The organism is Brevibacterium sp. W7.2, assembly GCF_018137945.1.
Taxonomy (GTDB): Bacteria; Actinomycetota; Actinomycetes; order Actinomycetales; family Brevibacteriaceae; genus Brevibacterium; species Brevibacterium sanguinis.
The window spans coordinates 2,152,262-2,167,373 of the sequence record NZ_CP073089.1 but is presented as its reverse complement, the minus strand read 5'-3'; the positions used below and the strand labels follow the sequence as shown (position 1 = coordinate 2,167,373).

The window sequence follows — 15,112 nt, the reverse complement described above, 5'->3', positions numbered from 1 at the left end:
CGCTGTGACGGAGCGACCGCTCAGTCCGGTGCCGGGATGCGGATGATCCGGTCGTCGTCGGGCCCCGGATCGCCGCGCCCGTCGGTGTTGTTCGTCAGCATCCAGATCTCCCCGGTCGGGGTCGTGACGACGTCGCGGAGGCGACCGTACTCGCCGTCGTAGGACGTCCGCGACTGCGAGAGGTCGGTGACCGGGACCTCGCGCAGCGTCGCACCGCGGAGATTGGCGATGAGGAGCGAGTCGCCGGTGATCGTCATCCCGCTCGGACTCGCCTCCGCCGGGGCCCACTGCTGGACCGGATCGACGAATTCCCCGCCCTCCCCGGGATCGGACATGCCCTCGACCTCGGGCCAGCCGTAGTTCGCCCCGGGTTCGATGACGTTGAGCTCGTCCCACGCGTTCTGCCCGAACTCGCTGGCGTACATCGTCCCGTCCTCGTCCCAGCTCAGCCCCTGCGGATTGCGGTGACCGTAGGAGTAGACGTACGACCCGTCGAACGGGTTGTCCTCGGGCACCGCGCCGTCGGGGGTCAGCCGCAGGATCTTGCCCGACAGGGCGTCCCGATCCTGCGCCGAGGCGCTGTTGCCCGCATCGCCTGCCGTGGCGTAGAGCATGCCGTCGGGTCCGAAGGCGAGTCGGCCGCCGTTGTGCGTGGTCCCTGCCGGGATGCCGTCGAGGAGCACCTCGGGCTCCCCGAGGCCGAGGCCCCCGGGGTCGCCGGTGAGCGGGAAGCGGACGATGCGGTTGCCGTCGGCGGCCGTGAAGTAGGAGTAGAGGACGTCGTCGGCGACGGCGAGGCCGAGCAGACCGCCCTCGCCGGCGGCGGCGACGTCGGGCACGGTGCCGACCTCCCGGACCTGCGCGGGACGGTCGCCGGAGAGTTCGAGGATCCGTCCCGTATCGCGTTCGGACACGAGCGGGGAGCTGCCGGCGAAGGCGATCGACCACGGTGCGTCGAGGTTCTCGGCGACGACCTCGGGGGCGGTGAGCGGCGGGGGAGACCCGGTCTCGGTACTCGGTGCCTGCGACGGGGAGAACGCCGAGGTGCCCGGCGCCGAGCTCGGGTCGTCCCCTGCGGTGCAGGCGCTGAGGGCGAGGCCGACGGCGGCCCCGAGCGCGGTCAGGCGCACGGTCCGCGTCCGGGTGCGCAGGCGTGAGAGCGGGCTCGGGTGCGAGGACGGGGGCAGCGGCGCCATGGCGGGTCCTTCCTGGATCCGGTCGGGACACCATTGTCGCGAATCTCCCTGCCGCGGGTCGAGCCTCATGCCGTCCAATGGGAACGGCGCTGAATGGGGGAGAGCCGCCCTGACCTGCAGGTCAGGGCGGCTCTCGATCGTCGGGATGACAGGATTTGAACCTGCGACCCTCTGTTCCCAAAACAGATGCGCTACCAAGCTGCGCCACATCCCGCGACACTCAATCTAACCACATCCGCAGGCGGCGTCCCAACGGCGTCCGCGGCCTGTGACACACGTCATGAAAGCCCGATTTGGCCCGTGCCGACGACCTCGGATATAGTCATATTCGCAACACGGGGATGTAGCTCAATGGTAGAGCCTCAGTCTTCCAAACTGATGGTGCGGGTTCGATTCCCGTCATCCCCTCCACCGGCCGGTCGGACCCTCGTGGTTCGGCCGGTTTTCTCGTCTGCGCGACCACCTCGGCGCTTTTCGTGTTTTGGCTCCCGTTTCGCGTAGGATGGGTGACTGCATCTCCAAAGGACATGGTCCATGTCCGATCCCTCAGCGGTCCCACGACTGACGAACCGTCGTGTCGACCGCGAGCATGATTGTCGATTCTGAAAGGTCCCACTGTGAAGAGCTCCGTCGAGCAACTCGACCCGACCCGGGTCAAGATCAGCGTGGAAGTCCCATACGCCGAACTCAAGCCGAGCGTCGACGAGGCCTACAAGACCATCGGTTCCCAGGTCAACGTCCCCGGGTTCCGTCAGGGCAAGGTCCCCACGCGCATCATCGACCAGCGCGTCGGCCGCCCCACCGTGATCCAGGAAGCGATCAACAACGGACTCGACGCGTTCTACCGCGACGCCGTGGAAGCCAACGATCTCAAGCCGCTCGGCCAGCCCGAGGTCGAGATCTCCGAGGTCCCGGGCCTCGACGGCACCGAGGACGGCGACCTCGTCTTCACCGTCGACGTCGACGTGCGCCCCGAGATCACGCTGCCCGCCTACGACTCGATCACCGTCGAGGTCGACCCCATCGAGGTCACCGACGCCGACGTCGAGAACGAGCTCGAGCAGCTGCGCTCGCGCTTCGGCACCCTGACCTCCGTCGACCGCCCGGCGGCCAAGGACGACTTCGTCACCCTCGACCTCGTCGCGAAGATCGACGACGAGGAGATCGACTCGGCCTCCGACATCTCCTACCAGGTGGGCGCCGGGACCATGCTCGAGGGCATGGACGAAGCCCTCGAGGGTCTCTCGGCCGAAGAGTCGACGACCTTCTCGACGACGTTCGCCGGCGGCGAGCACGAGGGCGAGTCGGGCACCGTGACCGTCACCCTCAAGGCCGTCAAGGAACGCGAACTGCCCGAGGCTGACGACGACTTCGCGCAGCTGGCCAGCGAGTTCGATACCATCGACGAACTCCGCGAGGACCTCAAGGTCCAGGCCGGCAAGCAGAAGGAGTTCGCGCAGGGCGCCGAGGCGCGCGACAAGGTCCTCGAAGCGATCATCGAGGCCGTCGACGTGCCGGTGCCCGCGAAGATCGTCACCGACGAGGTCGAGCGCCACCTCGAGTCCGAGAACCGCGTCGACGACGATGAGCACCGCAAGGAGGTCACCGAGGAGACCGAGCGCAACCTGCGCACGCAGTTCGTCCTCGATGCCATCGCCGAGGCCGAAGAGGTCGAGGTCACGCAGCCCGAGCTCATCGAGTACCTCATCTCCGCGTCGCAGCAGTACGGCATGAACCCGAACGAGTTCGCGCAGATGCTCGACAACTCCGGCCAGGTCAACGCCCTCGTCGGTGAGGTCTCGCGCCGCAAGGCGCTCGCCGCGGCGCTGGCCGGCGCCGTCGTCAAGGACACCGACGGCAACGTCGTCGACATGGAGGAGTTCACCTCTCCCGCCGACGACTCCGCCGAGACCGTCTCCGCTGACGACGCCGAGGCCGACGACGCCGAGGCCGAAGAGACCGTCGCCGAGGATGCGAAGGCCGACGCCGACGAGAAGTGAGCGTCCGTCACGCAGGCCGACGGCCGCCTCGGCGAGGGTCTGCTGACTGAGCACCGCTGACAACGGCGGGCACGGGATGACCGTGCCCGCCGTTTCGCGCATTCAGCCGCGGATCGCAGCCTTTCACGCTGAGGGCGAACACGGCTGATCGGGGGGACTAAAACCTGCGGCGCACCAGTTAGAGTCCATAGCAAGCCAATCTAGACCAACAGGAGAGAAACGTGAGCGCACACGACACGACAGCGCCCGTCGGCCTCGACGCCGGTGGGGGCATGGGCCTCGACGACCACATCTTCAACCGTCTGCTCAAGGAGCGGATCATCTGGCTCGGCTCGGAGGTCCGTGACGACAACGCCAACGCGATCTGCGCGCAGATGATGCTGCTGGCGGCCGAGGACCCCGATTCCGACATCTGGCTCTACATCAACTCGCCCGGCGGCTCGGTCACCGCGGGCATGGCGATCTACGACACCATGCAGTACATCAAGCCGGACGTCGCGACCGTCGCGATGGGCATGGCCGCCTCGATGGGGCAGTTCCTGCTGTCCTCCGGTGCCAAGGGCAAGCGCTACGCGACCCCGCACGCGCGCATCCTCATGCACCAGCCGCTCGGCGGCATCGGCGGCACGGCCACGGACATCAAGATCCAGGCCGAGCTCATCCTCCACATGAAGAAGCAGATGGCCGAGCTGACCGCCGAGCAGACCGGCAAGTCGCTCGAGCAGATCCTCAAGGACAACGACCGCGACCACTGGTTCACCGCCGAGGAAGCCCTCGAATACGGCTTCATCGACGACGTCGTGACCCAGGCGTCCGAAGTCAACGACAAGTGACGGGGAGACAGGGAAGAATGAACTCAATGAATCTCATGCCAGGGTCGACCGCCGGCCAGATGCCGGTGTCGCGCTACGTGATGCCGCAGTTCGAAGAGCGCACGCCGTACGGCTTCAAGCGTCAGGACCCCTACACGAAGCTGTTCGAGGATCGCGTGATCTTCCTCGGCGTGCAGGTCGATGACACGAGTGCCGACGACATCATGGCGCAGCTGCTCGTCCTCGAATCGCAGGACCCCGACCGCGACATCACCCTCTACATCAACTCGCCCGGCGGCTCGTTCACCGCGCTGACCGCGATCTACGACACGATGCAGTACATCAAGCCGGAGATCCAGACGGTGTGCCTGGGCCAGGCGGCCTCGGCCGCAGCCGTGCTGCTCGCCGCCGGCACCCCCGGCAAGCGACTCGCGCTGCCCAACGCCCGCGTCCTCATCCACCAGCCCTCGATGCAGGGCCAGGGACAGGGCCAGGCCTCGGACATCGAGATCCAGGCCGCCGAGGTGCTGCGCATGCGCCAGTGGCTCGAGGCGACGCTGTCGAAGCACTCGAACAAGACCGAGGAGCAGGTGTCGAACGACATCGAACGTGACCTCTTCCTCACCGCCGAGCAGGCGAAGGACTACGGTCTCGTCGACCAGGTGCTCACCTCCCGCAAGGGAGCCTGAGCCCCGGCAGTCAGCGGGCCCGGACGGCAACAGTCGTCCGGGCCCGCTGTCGTCTCCGCCGCCGGTCGGGTGGACGATCCGCCGAGGCGGTTCCGACACACCGTATGACCCCGCGCAGGCGATGCGTCAGTGTCATATGGGAAGCTATTGAGGTACAGGAAACACGAGCGGTAGAGTTGGGGCGAGACGCCCTGGCGAAAGGTTGTGACAGTGGCTCGCAGTGCGGACGGAGCAGATCTGCTCAAATGTAACTTCTGTGGCAAGTCACAGAAGCAGGTGCGGAAACTCATCGCCGGACCTGGGGTGTACATCTGCGATGAATGCATCGGACTGTGCAACGAGATCATCGAAGAGGAGCTCAGCGAGTCGACGGCGGAGCACGCCGAACTCGAACTGCCCAAGCCGCGGGAGATCTTCGACTTCCTCCACGAGTACGTCGTCGGCCAGGATCCCGCGAAGAAGGCCCTCTCCGTCGCCGTCTACAACCACTACAAGCGCATCCGCGCCCTCCAGGGCGGGGACGACGCGAAGACGCTCGGCAGCGCCGATTCCGATGTCGAGATCTCGAAGTCGAACATCCTCCTCGTCGGCCCCACCGGCTCCGGCAAGACCTACCTCGCCCAGACGCTCGCGAAGCGCCTCAACGTGCCCTTCGCCGTCGCCGATGCCACCGCGCTGACCGAAGCCGGCTACGTCGGCGAGGACGTCGAGAACATCCTCCTCAAGCTCATCCAGGCCGCGGACTTCGACATCCAGCGCGCCGAGCACGGCATCATCTACATCGACGAGATCGACAAGATCGCCCGCAAGTCGGAGAACCCGTCGATCACCCGCGACGTCTCCGGCGAGGGAGTGCAGCAGGCGCTGCTGAAGATCCTTGAGGGCACGCAGGCCTCGGTGCCCCCGCAGGGCGGCCGCAAGCACCCGCACCAGGACTTCCTGCAGATCGACACGACGAACGTCCTCTTCATCGTCGCCGGCGCCTTCGCCGGGATGGAGGAGATCGTCGCCGGTCGCAAGGGCAAGCACGGCATCGGCTTCGGCGCCCTGCTCCAGTCGAAGAACGACGACGAGGACCTCTACGCGGACATCCTGCCCGAGGATCTGCTCAAGTTCGGACTCATCCCCGAGTTCATCGGCCGCCTGCCGGTGCTCGCGACCGTGTCCAACCTCGACCGGCCGGCGCTCATGTCGATCCTCACCGAACCGAAGAACGCCCTGGTCAAGCAGTACCAGCGGATGTTCGAGTTCGACAACGTCGAGCTCCGGTTCGAGACCGAGGCCCTCGAGGCGATCGCCGATCTCGCACTCCTGCGCGGCACCGGGGCCCGTGGTCTGCGCTCGATCATGGAGGAAGTCCTCCAGCCGATCATGTTCGATGTGCCCTCCCGTGAGGACGTCGCCGAGGTGGTCGTGACCAAGGACGTCGTCGAGAGCAACGTCGCCCCCACCCTCATCCCGCACGAGCAGACGCGGACGACGAAGAAGTCCGCGTGAGCGCTTCGCGCGCAGCATGAGGCTGTTCGCGGACACGAGACCGCTCCGATACGACAACTACCGCCGGCTGTGGCTGGCCAACATCGTCACCGTCCTCGGTGCGCAGATGACGGTCGTCGCCATCCCGGCGCAGATCTTCCACATCACCGGGTCCTCCGGGTACGTCGGGCTCAGCGGTGTCTTCGGGCTCGTCCCGCTCATCGTCTTCGGGCTCTGGGGAGGGTCGCTCGCCGATGTCGTCGACCGGCGCAAGCTCCTCATCATCTCGACCGTCGGCCTCATCGTCACGAGCGCGCTGCTCGCGTTCCTCGCCGTCATCCAGATCGACAACGTGTGGGTGCTGCTCAGCGTGTTCGCGATGCAGCAGGCCTTCTTCGGACTCAACCAGCCCGCCCGCGGGGCGCTGCTGCCGACGATCGTGCCGCTCGCGCTGCTGCCGGCGGCGAACTCGCTCAACATGACGGTCGCGACACTCGGCGCGGTCGCCGGTCCCGTCATCGGCGGGGCGCTCATTCCGGTCTTCGGCTACCAGATGCTCTACATCCTCGACGCCCTCTTCCTCGCGACCACGCTCTACGCCGTGGTCAGGCTTCCCCCGCTCGTGCCGGGGAAGCAGCCGGACACGCGTTCGGGGTTCAAGGGCGTCGTCGACGGGTTCCGGTACCTCGGGACGAACACCGTCGTCATGGTCTCCCTCCTCGTCGACGTCATCGCCATGGTCTTCGGCATGCCCCGTGCCCTGTTCCCGCAGATCGCGACCGAGACCTTCGGCGGTCCGCCCGAGGGCGGCATCGTCTTCTCTCTTCTCTTCGCAGCGCTGGCCGCCGGCAGTGCCCTGGCCGGGATCTTCTCCGGGTGGGTCTCGAAGGTCGAACGTCAAGGGCTCGCCGTCATCGTCGCGATCATCGTCTGGGGTGCGGCGATGACGATCTTCGGGTTCGCGCTGCCGTTCGCGAGCGGCTTCTGGATAGCCGCGCTCGTCGTCGCGCTCTTCGGGCTCGCACTCGGTGGGGGAGCGGACATCATCTCCGCGGCCTTCCGGTCGACGATGCTCCAGGAGGCTGCCAGCGATGATATGCGCGGTCGCATGCAGGGCGTGTTCATCGTCGTCGTCGCCGGGGGACCGCGCATCGCCGACATCGTCCACGGCTATGCCGCTGAGGCGACCACGACGACGATCGCCTCGGCCGGCGGCGGCATCGCCGTCATCGTGCTCGTCCTCATCTGCGCCGCAGTGTTCCCGGCGTTCCGACGTTACCGTGTCGAGAGGGGCGGGGCGGACGAGACGCGCACGGTGGCCTGAGCACCCGCTGTCGACAATGTCACGGAAGGCGGGGACCGCCTCGGCGCGGGCTCGGCCGGGACTGTGCTCGTGAGGGCCGATGGGGGACCGCCTCGGCGATCACACCTCGCCGATCACAACTCGGCGATCACACCTCGCCGATCACACCCCGGTGAGTGCCGACTCCATGGTCGCGAGGATGCCCGGCCATCCCGATCCCATGCCCTTGTACGCCTGCTGACCGAGCGGGGAGTCGACGTCGAGACCGGAATGGGCGAGGAACAGGCGCGTGCCTGTGCCCTCGGGTTCGATGGTCCAGGTCAGCGTCGAGTCGAGGCTGCCCTCGGCGAAGGTGAAGGCGATGAGGCGTTCGGGTTCGACGCGGGTCACCGTGCACGGCTGCTTGCCGAAGCCGCCCATGTCGAGGGTGAAGGCGTGGCCGACGACCGGGGCGATGTCGCCGGGCGCCCACCAGCGCGCAAGCAGTTCAGGTTCGGTGAGGGCCCGCCAGACGGTGTGCGGTGGGTGGGTGAGGAACTGGTCGACTTCGATGGTCCGTTCGTCAGTCATCGGTCGTCTCCGTTTCGGGGTTGGGTTGGGTTTCGGGTTCCGTGGCGGTATCGGGTTGGGCTTCAGTGCCGGGTTCGGTGATGTCGTCGAGAGCGCGCGCCAGATCGCCGAGGCGGTCGCGCCAATACCGTTCGAAGGGGTGGAGCCATTCGCCGAGCTCGGCCAGGGGCGCCGGTTCGAGATGGTAGATCCGCCGCTGACCCTGCGGCTCCTCGCGGACGAGTCCGGCGAGACGGAGGATCCGCAGGTGCTCGGAGACCGCGGGGCGGCTGAGGTCGAAGAGCGCTGTCAGCTCGGTGACGGAGCGCGGTTCGTCGCGCACCGCCTCGAGGATCTCACGGCGTGTGGGGTTCGCGACGGCTGCGAAGACATCGGTGTTCACACCTTCGAGGTTATGTCGGGAATATCCGACATGTCAAGAAGTTCCGACATATCTGCACGCTGGGTGGAGTGTTGTGTGGGCGGCGGCGGGTGGTGTTCGCCGGTGCTCGAGGAGCGTCGCGTGCCGACCCGGATGCGGAGCTCGACGAACTACGTGTGCACGGGGTGGAACTGCGACTGCGCGTTGTGTGTGGCGAGCTGCAGGTTGCGCGAGAGCTCAAGGGTTGTTAGGACACCGGCGGGTGGTGCGTGCAGCGGCGGGTGGTGTTCGCCGGTGCTCGAGAAGCGTCGCGCGGCGACCCGGATGCGGAGCTCGAAGAACTACGTGTGCACGGGGTGGATCTGCGACTGCGCGGTGTGGGTGGCGAGCCGCGGGTTGTGCGAGAGTTCCAGGGTTGTCCGTGCGGCAGAGGGTTGCGAGCAGACCGGAGGGTTGTGCGTGCGGCTGCGGGTGGTGTTCGTCGGTACCCGCGGAGCGTCTCGCGGCGACCCGGATGTGGAGCTCGAAGAACTACGTGTGCACGGGGTGGAACTGCGACTGCGCGGTGTGGGAGGCGAACTGCGGGTTGTGCGAGCGTTCCAGGGCTGTGTGACGCGGCGCGGCCGCCGGTGAGAACCGACGGCCGCGGGGGAGGTGGTGCGGGGATGCGTGGAGCGGGTGGGGAGTGTGCTCAGGCCTGGGCCGAGTAGACGGCGTTCTCGGCAGGCTGGACGACGACGAATCCGGGGCCGTGGAAGGCGAGCTGGATCGATTCGCCGGAGCCGCGCCGAAGAACGAGCCGAGGCTGACGTCGGTCTTGATCTGCGGGGCCAGCGACGACGACCAGCAGACCGCGGACTGCGGATCGACGAACGTGGGCTGCTGTGAGGCATCGAGGACCATCGGGTCGCCCTTGCAGCAGATCGCCGCGGTGCCGGTGCCGGAGAGCTCGAGGTTGAAGAGACCCGAACCGCTCGCGAGCGCGCCGATGCCGCCCTTGATGCGCTTGATCTCCCAGTTGAGGGCGTCGTCGAAGGCGAGGAGGTTCGACGTGTTGACGGTCAGCGCATCCTGCTGGCCTTCGAGGGACATCATGAAGATGTTCGAGGCTTCGCGGGCGAAGAACACCTCACCGTTGCCCTCGACGCGCATGACATTGCCGCCCTCGCCGGTGGCCGCCTTCTTCATGAACTGGCCGACCGACTTCGACCCCTGGTGGGAGAAGTGGATATCGCCCTGGTAGGCGACCATGGCGCCCTTCGTGGCGATCATCGGAGCGTTCGGCGTGATCACGGTGCGCAGCATCTTACTCGACTGCAGCGTCCACCGATCCCGGTTCTGGACCTCGGCGTTGCGCTGCGCAAAGAGCTCACTTCTCATGGTCTGTCATGCCTTTCAGTCAGGTCGGGACCGAGTGCCCCGGCGTCTGCGACGACTCCATGATATGTGGGTCACACAGGGAATCCGGGACGATTCGTGTGCTCATTTGGGAACAGGTCCCGCACCGAGGCGACCGCTGGGTGGCGACCCCGCGAACGCAGAGAGGCGGGACCGGGAGCATGTCCCGGTCCCGCCCCTCGGCAGAGAACCTCAGGCCTGCGGTTCGAACTCGATCGCGGCGACGGTGATCGCGTCTCCGCCGACGTCGGTCGTCAGGCTCTGAACGCGCCCGGCGGCCTTGAGATCGCCCTCCGCCGAGGCGACGGCACCGGTGATCGCGGCCGGGGCCTCGATCGTCAGGCTGAGCACCGAGGTCTTCTGCGAGACCTTCGCCTCGGTCTTCGCACGGCGGATCTCCGAGAGCACGGCGGCCACGGAGCGCAGCAGCTCGGGATCGGCGGCGCTGGCATCGGCGAACGTCGCCTCATCGGAGGGCCACGGTGCGCGGTGGACCGACCCGGTGCGCCACCACGACCAGACCTCCTCGGTGACGAACGGCATGAACGGGGCGAACAGGCGCAGCAGCACATCGAGGGCGGTGGCCAGGGTGACATGGGCCGACACCTGATCGGCCTCGCCGGCGGCACCGTACGAGCGGTCCTTGACGAGCTCGACGTAGTCGTCGGTGAACTCCCAGAAGAAGCTCTCGACCTCGCGCAGCGCGTGCGCGTAGTCATAGGCCTCCATGTGGGTGGTGGCGCTCGCGGCGACCTCGCCGAGGCGGGCGAGCAGGGCCCGATCGAGGTCATGGCTGACCGCGTCGACCTGTCCGACGAGTCCGGCGTGCACGCCCTGCGCGAGCGCGAACTTCGAGGCGTTGAGCAGCTTCATCGCCAGGCGGCGGCCGATCTGCATCTGCGAGACGTCGTAGGCGGTGTCGGCGCCGAGCTTCGCACTCGCCGCCCAGTAGCGCACGGCATCGGGACCGAACCCGGGCTTCGCCTCGGCGAGGATGTCCGAGGGCACGACGACGTTGCCCTTCGACTTCGACATCTTCTTCCGGTCGGGGTCGAGGATCCACCCGGACAGGCCCGCATGCTTCCACGGGGCGGCATCGTTGAGCGAGTTCGCCCGCACGACCGTGGAGAAGAGCCACGTGCGGATGATGTCGTGGCCCTGCGGCCGCAGATCGAACGGGAAGACGGTCTCGAAGAACTTCTCGTCCCGGCTCCACTTGCCCAGCAGCTGCGGGGTCAGCGACGACGTCGCCCACGTGTCGAGGACATCGGGGTCGGCGGTGAAGCCGCCCGGCTGGTCACGCTGGTCCTCCGAGAAGCCCGCCGGCACCTCGGCGATCGGGTCGACGGGCAGGTTCTCGGGCACGATCGGGTTCTCGTAGTCCGGGGTGCCGTCGACATCGAGGCGGTACCACAGCGGGATCGGCACCCCGAAGTAGCGCTGGCGGGAGACGAGCCAGTCGCCGTTGAGGTTCTCCACCCAGTTCTCGTAGCGGGAGCGCATGAACGCCGGATGCCATTCGATCTCACGCCCGCGGGCGATGAGCTCGTCGCGCAGCTGCGCGGAGCGACCGCCGTTGCGGATGTACCACTGCCGGGAGGTGACGACCTCGAGCGGCTTGTCGCCCTTCTCGTAGAACGGCACGGGATGGGTGATCGCCTCGATCTCGCCGACGAGGTCACCGGAGTCCCGGAGCATCTCCGCGATGTCCTTGCGGGCGGTGAACGTCGTCTTGCCCGCCAACTGTTCGTAGTTGGCCACGGCATCGGGCTTCGGCGAGGCGGCGATCCACTCGGGCACCTCGAGGCCGAGGCGCCCGGCGCGGTTGACGACGGCCCGCGTTGGCAGGTCGAGTTCGCGCCACCACGTGACGTCGGTGAGGTCGCCGAACGTGCAGACCATGGCGATGCCCGTGCCCTTGTCGGACTTCGCGAGCTCGTGGGCGCGGACCTCGACCTCGACGCCGAAGAGCGGGGAGACGAAGGTCGTGCCGAAGTGCGGCTGGTAGCGCTCGTCATCAGGGTGGGCGACGAGGGCGACGACGGCGGGAATGAGCTCGGGCCGTGAGGTGAGGATGATGATCGGATCCGCCGAGGTGTCGGCCAGTCCGTCGGCTCCGCGCGGGAAGAACTTCACCTTGTGATAGGCGCCCTCCTTCTCCCGGTCCTCGAGTTCGGCCTGGGCGACGGCGGTGCCGAAGGACACGTCCCACATCGTCGGGGCATCCTGGGAGTACGCGTGTCCGCCGGCGAGGTCGGTGAGGAAGGCTCGCTGGCTCACGGCCCGTGAGGTGTCGTCGATCGTCCGGTACGTGTACTTCCAGTCCACGGACAGACCGGTCGAGCGGAACAGGTCCTCGAAGACCTGTTCGTCCTCGGCCGAGAGGCGTTCGCAGAGTTCGATGAAGTTCCGGCGCGAGACCCGCTCGAAGTCCCGCGAGTTCTTCGCGGGCTTGGCCGGGGGAGTGAAGTCGGCGTCGTAGGGCTGCGACGGGTCGCACGTCACGCCGTAGTAGTTCTGCACCCGACGCTCGGTCGGCAGGCCGTTGTCGTCCCAGCCGAGCGGGTAGAAGACGTTCTTGCCCCGCATGCGCTGGAAGCGGGCGATGATGTCCGTCTGCGTGTACGAGAAGACGTGACCGACATGGAGCGACCCGGAGGCCGTCGGCGGGGGAGTGTCGATCGAGTAGACCTGCTCCCGGTCCGTGTCGGCATCGAAGGCGTAGACGTCGGACTCGCTCCAGGCGGTGTCCCACTTGTCGCGCAGACCTTCGAGAGCCGGCTTGTCCGGCAGGTTCACAGACTCGTGCGTCGAGTCGGAATAGGCAGAGTTCATAGTTGTCGATTTTCCCACTCGCGGACCCAGTCGCCAAACCGGTCGTCCCGCCGTCTCCGGCGGTGAGCCCGACCGGTCGCAGCACCGTTCCCGGCGGTGAATCGGGCCCGGTGCCCACGCTGTGTCGACAACCGCCGGGAAGCTGCGTCGACAACCGCCGCAGAATTGCCTGAACGCGAGGTTCGAACGCGACCACCTGGTCAGATGAGACGATGGACGCATGGCGACCTTGGACAGAATCGGGACAGAGAATCCGCCTCCCACCTCGACGGGGTGGATGAACCCCGCGAGAGCCTTCGCGATCCTCGCCGTCGTCGCCATCCACTCCCTCGGCACCGTCGTCGAGGTCAACTTCGCCTCGATGGGCCCCGACTGGTGGGTCGCCAACGTCATCGACTCGGCGAGCCGCTGGTCGGTGCCCGTGTTCATCATGATCTCCGGTGCCCTCGCGCTCGACCCGCTGCGGGGCAGCAAGCCGCGGAAGTTCCTCTCCAAGCGCGTGTGGCGCATCGGCATCCCGCTCGTCTTCTGGACGATCGTCTACGTCGCCTTCCGCCGCTACTACCTCCTGTCCCCGGACTCCGACTGGAATGCGCTGCTCGCGATCCTTTCCGGCTCGCCCTTCGTCCAGCTCTACTTCCTCTACGTCCTCGCCGGCCTCACCCTGCTCACGCCGTTCTTCCGCCTGCTCAGCGTCCACGGCTCCCGGCGCCTGCAGTGGGGGACGGGGCTGATCTTCCTCGGCATCGGCATGCTCGACCAGTTCGTGTCGATGATCTTCTCCGTCGGGGAGGCGAACATCGCCACGCGGTTCCTGCCGATGGCCGGGTTCTACATCCTCGGCTGGGTGCTGCGCGACGTCGTCCTCTCGACCCGCGGTGTCGTGTGGGCCTGGGTCGCGTTCGTCGCCGCGACCGCGGTGACCGCGCTGTGGGCGGGCTTCGGGCCGGGGGAGAAGCCGTGGCTCTACCCCTACGAGTACCTGTCCCCGGGCGTCGTCGTCGCCTCGCTCGCCGCCTACCTCCTCCTCCACCACTACATGCGCACCGGGTTCAGGGTCCTCCACTGGTTCTACCCGTACTCGTTCGGCGTCTTCCTCCTCCATCCGCTCGTCCTCTACCCGCTGCGCAACCTCATCGGTCTGCCGACGACCGTGCCCGGGGTGCTCTTCCACGGCGTCGTCATGGTCCTCGTCTACACCGCGATCTGCGTCGCCGTGACGTGGGTGGCGGTGAAGATCCCCGGTCTGCGCGCCGTGTTCGGCGAGGGCGGACCCCGCAACCCCTACTCCCCGCCGAAGCCCGCGGCCCCACCGGACGACGCCCCACCGGACGGGGACCAGGCGCCCGACGGCACCCGCTAGGGCCCCGACCGTAGACTGAGAGCGACCCGTTGTCAGTCGAGAGGGAGTTGAGGCATATGCAGGCATTGCGAGCAGTCGTCACCGGAGCGAGCTCGGGCATCGGCGCCGCCACCGTGCGCCGGCTGCGGGATCAGGGCTGGGACGTCGTCGCCGTGGCCCGCCGCGGGGACAAGCTCACCGCCCTGGCAGAGGAGACCGGTGCCACCGCGATCACCGCCGACCTCACCGATGACGCCGCCGTGGCCGCGATGGCCGCCGAGGTGCTCGCCGGCGGTCCCGTCCACGCCCTCGTCGCCAACGCCGGTGCCGCGTTCGGCACGGACACCGTCGCCGAGGCGTCGGTCGAGGGATGGCGCGACATGTTCGACATCAACGTCCTCGGAGTCCTCCGCGTCGTCCAGGCGTTCCTGCCAGCCCTCATCGACTCCGGTCGCGGCGACATCGTCGTCATGTCCTCGACCGCCGGTCACCAGGCCTACGAGGGAGGCGGCGGCTACGTGGCGACGAAGCACGGCACGCATTCGATCGCTGCGACCCTGCGACTCGAACTCGCAGGGTCGCCCGTCCGCGTCATCGAGATCGCCCCGGGCATGGTCGCCACCGACGAGTTCACCCTCAAACGCGTCGGCGGGGACACCGCACGGGCCGACAAGGTCTACGAGGGCGTGGAGAACCCGCTCACCGCCGACGACGTCGCCGACGCCGTGACCTGGACGCTCACGCGCCCGCACCACTTCAACGTCGACCTCATGGTCATCCGCCCGATCGCCCAGGCCGCCCAGCACAAAGTCGCCCGCCACCAAGGGCTCTGAGCGACTCGCCACCAGGGGCGCTGAACCGCCCGCCACCACGGCCTCTGAGCCGCTCGCCGACACCGGACACGCACCTGCGAAACCCCTGCAGGAGTGACCGTTCGACAGCGCCCAGGGTGACTGGTGTGGGCGCGGCCCGCGGGTATAGAATTGAGGACGCGTCGATCCGGCCATCACCGGGGAGCATCCGGAAGAACAGCATGACCGATCCACAGCCGACCACCTCGGCGGGATGGGATGCCCACTAGAACCGGACGGTCGGACCCGTCATCGTCCGCATCAATGAGCGATCCGTCG

At 67.6% G+C, this 15,112-nt stretch carries 11 protein-coding genes, 2 tRNA genes and 1 pseudogene; 8 read left to right on the top strand and 6 right to left on the bottom strand.

All coding sequences use genetic code 11. The features are described 5' to 3' along the window. Positions 1-20: 20 nt before the first annotated feature. Positions 21-1,196 carry a PQQ-dependent sugar dehydrogenase gene (locus tag J9315_RS09755; RefSeq protein WP_211977747.1) on the bottom strand — a complete coding sequence of 392 codons (1,176 nt, stop codon included), beginning with the start codon at positions 1,194-1,196 and terminating at the stop codon, positions 21-23. Between the two features lie 140 nt (positions 1,197-1,336). Further along, positions 1,337-1,410, bottom strand: a tRNA-Pro gene (locus J9315_RS09750). Between the two features lie 123 nt (positions 1,411-1,533). Here J9315_RS09750 and J9315_RS09745 point away from each other — a divergent pair. The 6 genes from J9315_RS09745 to J9315_RS09720 all read left to right on the top strand — a co-directional run bounded on the left by J9315_RS09745 (position 1,534) and on the right by J9315_RS09720 (position 7,497). After that, positions 1,534-1,607: transfer RNA gene (locus tag J9315_RS09745), tRNA-Gly, on the top strand. 206 nt (positions 1,608-1,813) lie between these two features. Continuing rightward, complete coding sequence (gene tig / locus J9315_RS09740) at positions 1,814-3,196, top strand: trigger factor (RefSeq protein ID WP_211977746.1); 1,383 nt, start codon at positions 1,814-1,816, stop codon at positions 3,194-3,196. 272 nt (positions 3,197-3,468) lie between these two features. Further along, positions 3,469-4,029: an ATP-dependent Clp protease proteolytic subunit gene (locus J9315_RS09735; protein WP_137826332.1), complete on the top strand. Its 561-nt coding sequence runs from the start codon at positions 3,469-3,471 to the stop codon at positions 4,027-4,029. 17 nt (positions 4,030-4,046) lie between these two features. Further along, the gene (locus J9315_RS09730; protein ID WP_269780021.1) at positions 4,047-4,697 is read left to right on the top strand and encodes an ATP-dependent Clp protease proteolytic subunit; all 651 of its coding nucleotides are present in this window, start codon (positions 4,047-4,049) and stop codon (positions 4,695-4,697) included. Between the two features lie 210 nt (positions 4,698-4,907). After that, positions 4,908-6,194, top strand: coding sequence for an ATP-dependent Clp protease ATP-binding subunit ClpX (clpX, locus tag J9315_RS09725; RefSeq protein ID WP_211977745.1), 1,287 nt, complete (start codon positions 4,908-4,910; stop codon positions 6,192-6,194). A gap of 16 nt (positions 6,195-6,210) precedes the next feature. After that, positions 6,211-7,497, top strand: coding sequence for an MFS transporter (locus J9315_RS09720; RefSeq protein WP_211977743.1), 1,287 nt, complete (start codon positions 6,211-6,213; stop codon positions 7,495-7,497). A gap of 141 nt (positions 7,498-7,638) precedes the next feature. Here J9315_RS09720 and J9315_RS09715 read toward each other — a convergent pair whose 3' ends face one another. The 4 genes and pseudogenes from J9315_RS09715 to valS all read right to left on the bottom strand — a co-directional run bounded on the left by J9315_RS09715 (position 7,639) and on the right by valS (position 12,640). Continuing rightward, complete coding sequence (locus J9315_RS09715) at positions 7,639-8,046, bottom strand: SRPBCC domain-containing protein (RefSeq protein WP_211977741.1); 408 nt, start codon at positions 8,044-8,046, stop codon at positions 7,639-7,641. Next, positions 8,039-8,428: a metalloregulator ArsR/SmtB family transcription factor gene (locus J9315_RS09710; RefSeq protein ID WP_211977739.1), complete on the bottom strand. Its 390-nt coding sequence runs from the start codon at positions 8,426-8,428 to the stop codon at positions 8,039-8,041. The genes J9315_RS09715 and J9315_RS09710 overlap by 8 nt, the downstream gene beginning before the upstream one ends. A 670-nt stretch (positions 8,429-9,098) precedes the next feature. Continuing rightward, positions 9,099-9,787 (bottom strand): annotated as a pseudogene (locus J9315_RS09705) (AIM24 family protein). A 210-nt stretch (positions 9,788-9,997) separates the two neighbouring features. Then, complete coding sequence (gene valS, locus J9315_RS09700) at positions 9,998-12,640, bottom strand: valine--tRNA ligase (protein ID WP_211977737.1); 2,643 nt, start codon at positions 12,638-12,640, stop codon at positions 9,998-10,000. 277 nt (positions 12,641-12,917) lie between these two features. Between valS and J9315_RS09695 the strand changes: the two genes are divergently transcribed. Beyond that, positions 12,918-14,003 (top strand): acyltransferase family protein, encoded by a 1,086-nt coding sequence (locus J9315_RS09695; RefSeq protein ID WP_249120871.1) that lies wholly within the window; start codon positions 12,918-12,920, stop codon positions 14,001-14,003. A 56-nt stretch (positions 14,004-14,059) separates the two neighbouring features. Next, positions 14,060-14,815: an SDR family oxidoreductase gene (locus J9315_RS09690; protein WP_198498627.1), complete on the top strand. Its 756-nt coding sequence runs from the start codon at positions 14,060-14,062 to the stop codon at positions 14,813-14,815. The last annotated feature ends 297 nt before the right edge of the window (positions 14,816-15,112 follow it).

What these genes read in the sequence shown, in the direction of transcription:
- J9315_RS09715 (WP_211977741.1), bottom strand. Translation starts at nt 8,046, where the DNA reads ATGACTGACGAACGGACCATCGAAGTCGACCAGTTCCTCACCCACCCA.
- J9315_RS09755 (WP_211977747.1), bottom strand. Translation starts at nt 1,196, where the DNA reads ATGGCGCCGCTGCCCCCGTCCTCGCACCCGAGCCCGCTCTCACGCCTG.
- J9315_RS09730 (WP_269780021.1), top strand. Translation starts at nt 4,047, where the DNA reads ATGAACTCAATGAATCTCATGCCAGGGTCGACCGCCGGCCAGATGCCG.
- J9315_RS09690 (WP_198498627.1), top strand. Translation starts at nt 14,060, where the DNA reads ATGCAGGCATTGCGAGCAGTCGTCACCGGAGCGAGCTCGGGCATCGGC.
- J9315_RS09720 (WP_211977743.1), top strand. Translation starts at nt 6,211, where the DNA reads ATGAGGCTGTTCGCGGACACGAGACCGCTCCGATACGACAACTACCGC.
- J9315_RS09735 (WP_137826332.1), top strand. Translation starts at nt 3,469, where the DNA reads ATGGGCCTCGACGACCACATCTTCAACCGTCTGCTCAAGGAGCGGATC.
- J9315_RS09695 (WP_249120871.1), top strand. Translation starts at nt 12,918, where the DNA reads ATGAACCCCGCGAGAGCCTTCGCGATCCTCGCCGTCGTCGCCATCCAC.
- valS (WP_211977737.1), bottom strand. Translation starts at nt 12,640, where the DNA reads ATGAACTCTGCCTATTCCGACTCGACGCACGAGTCTGTGAACCTGCCG.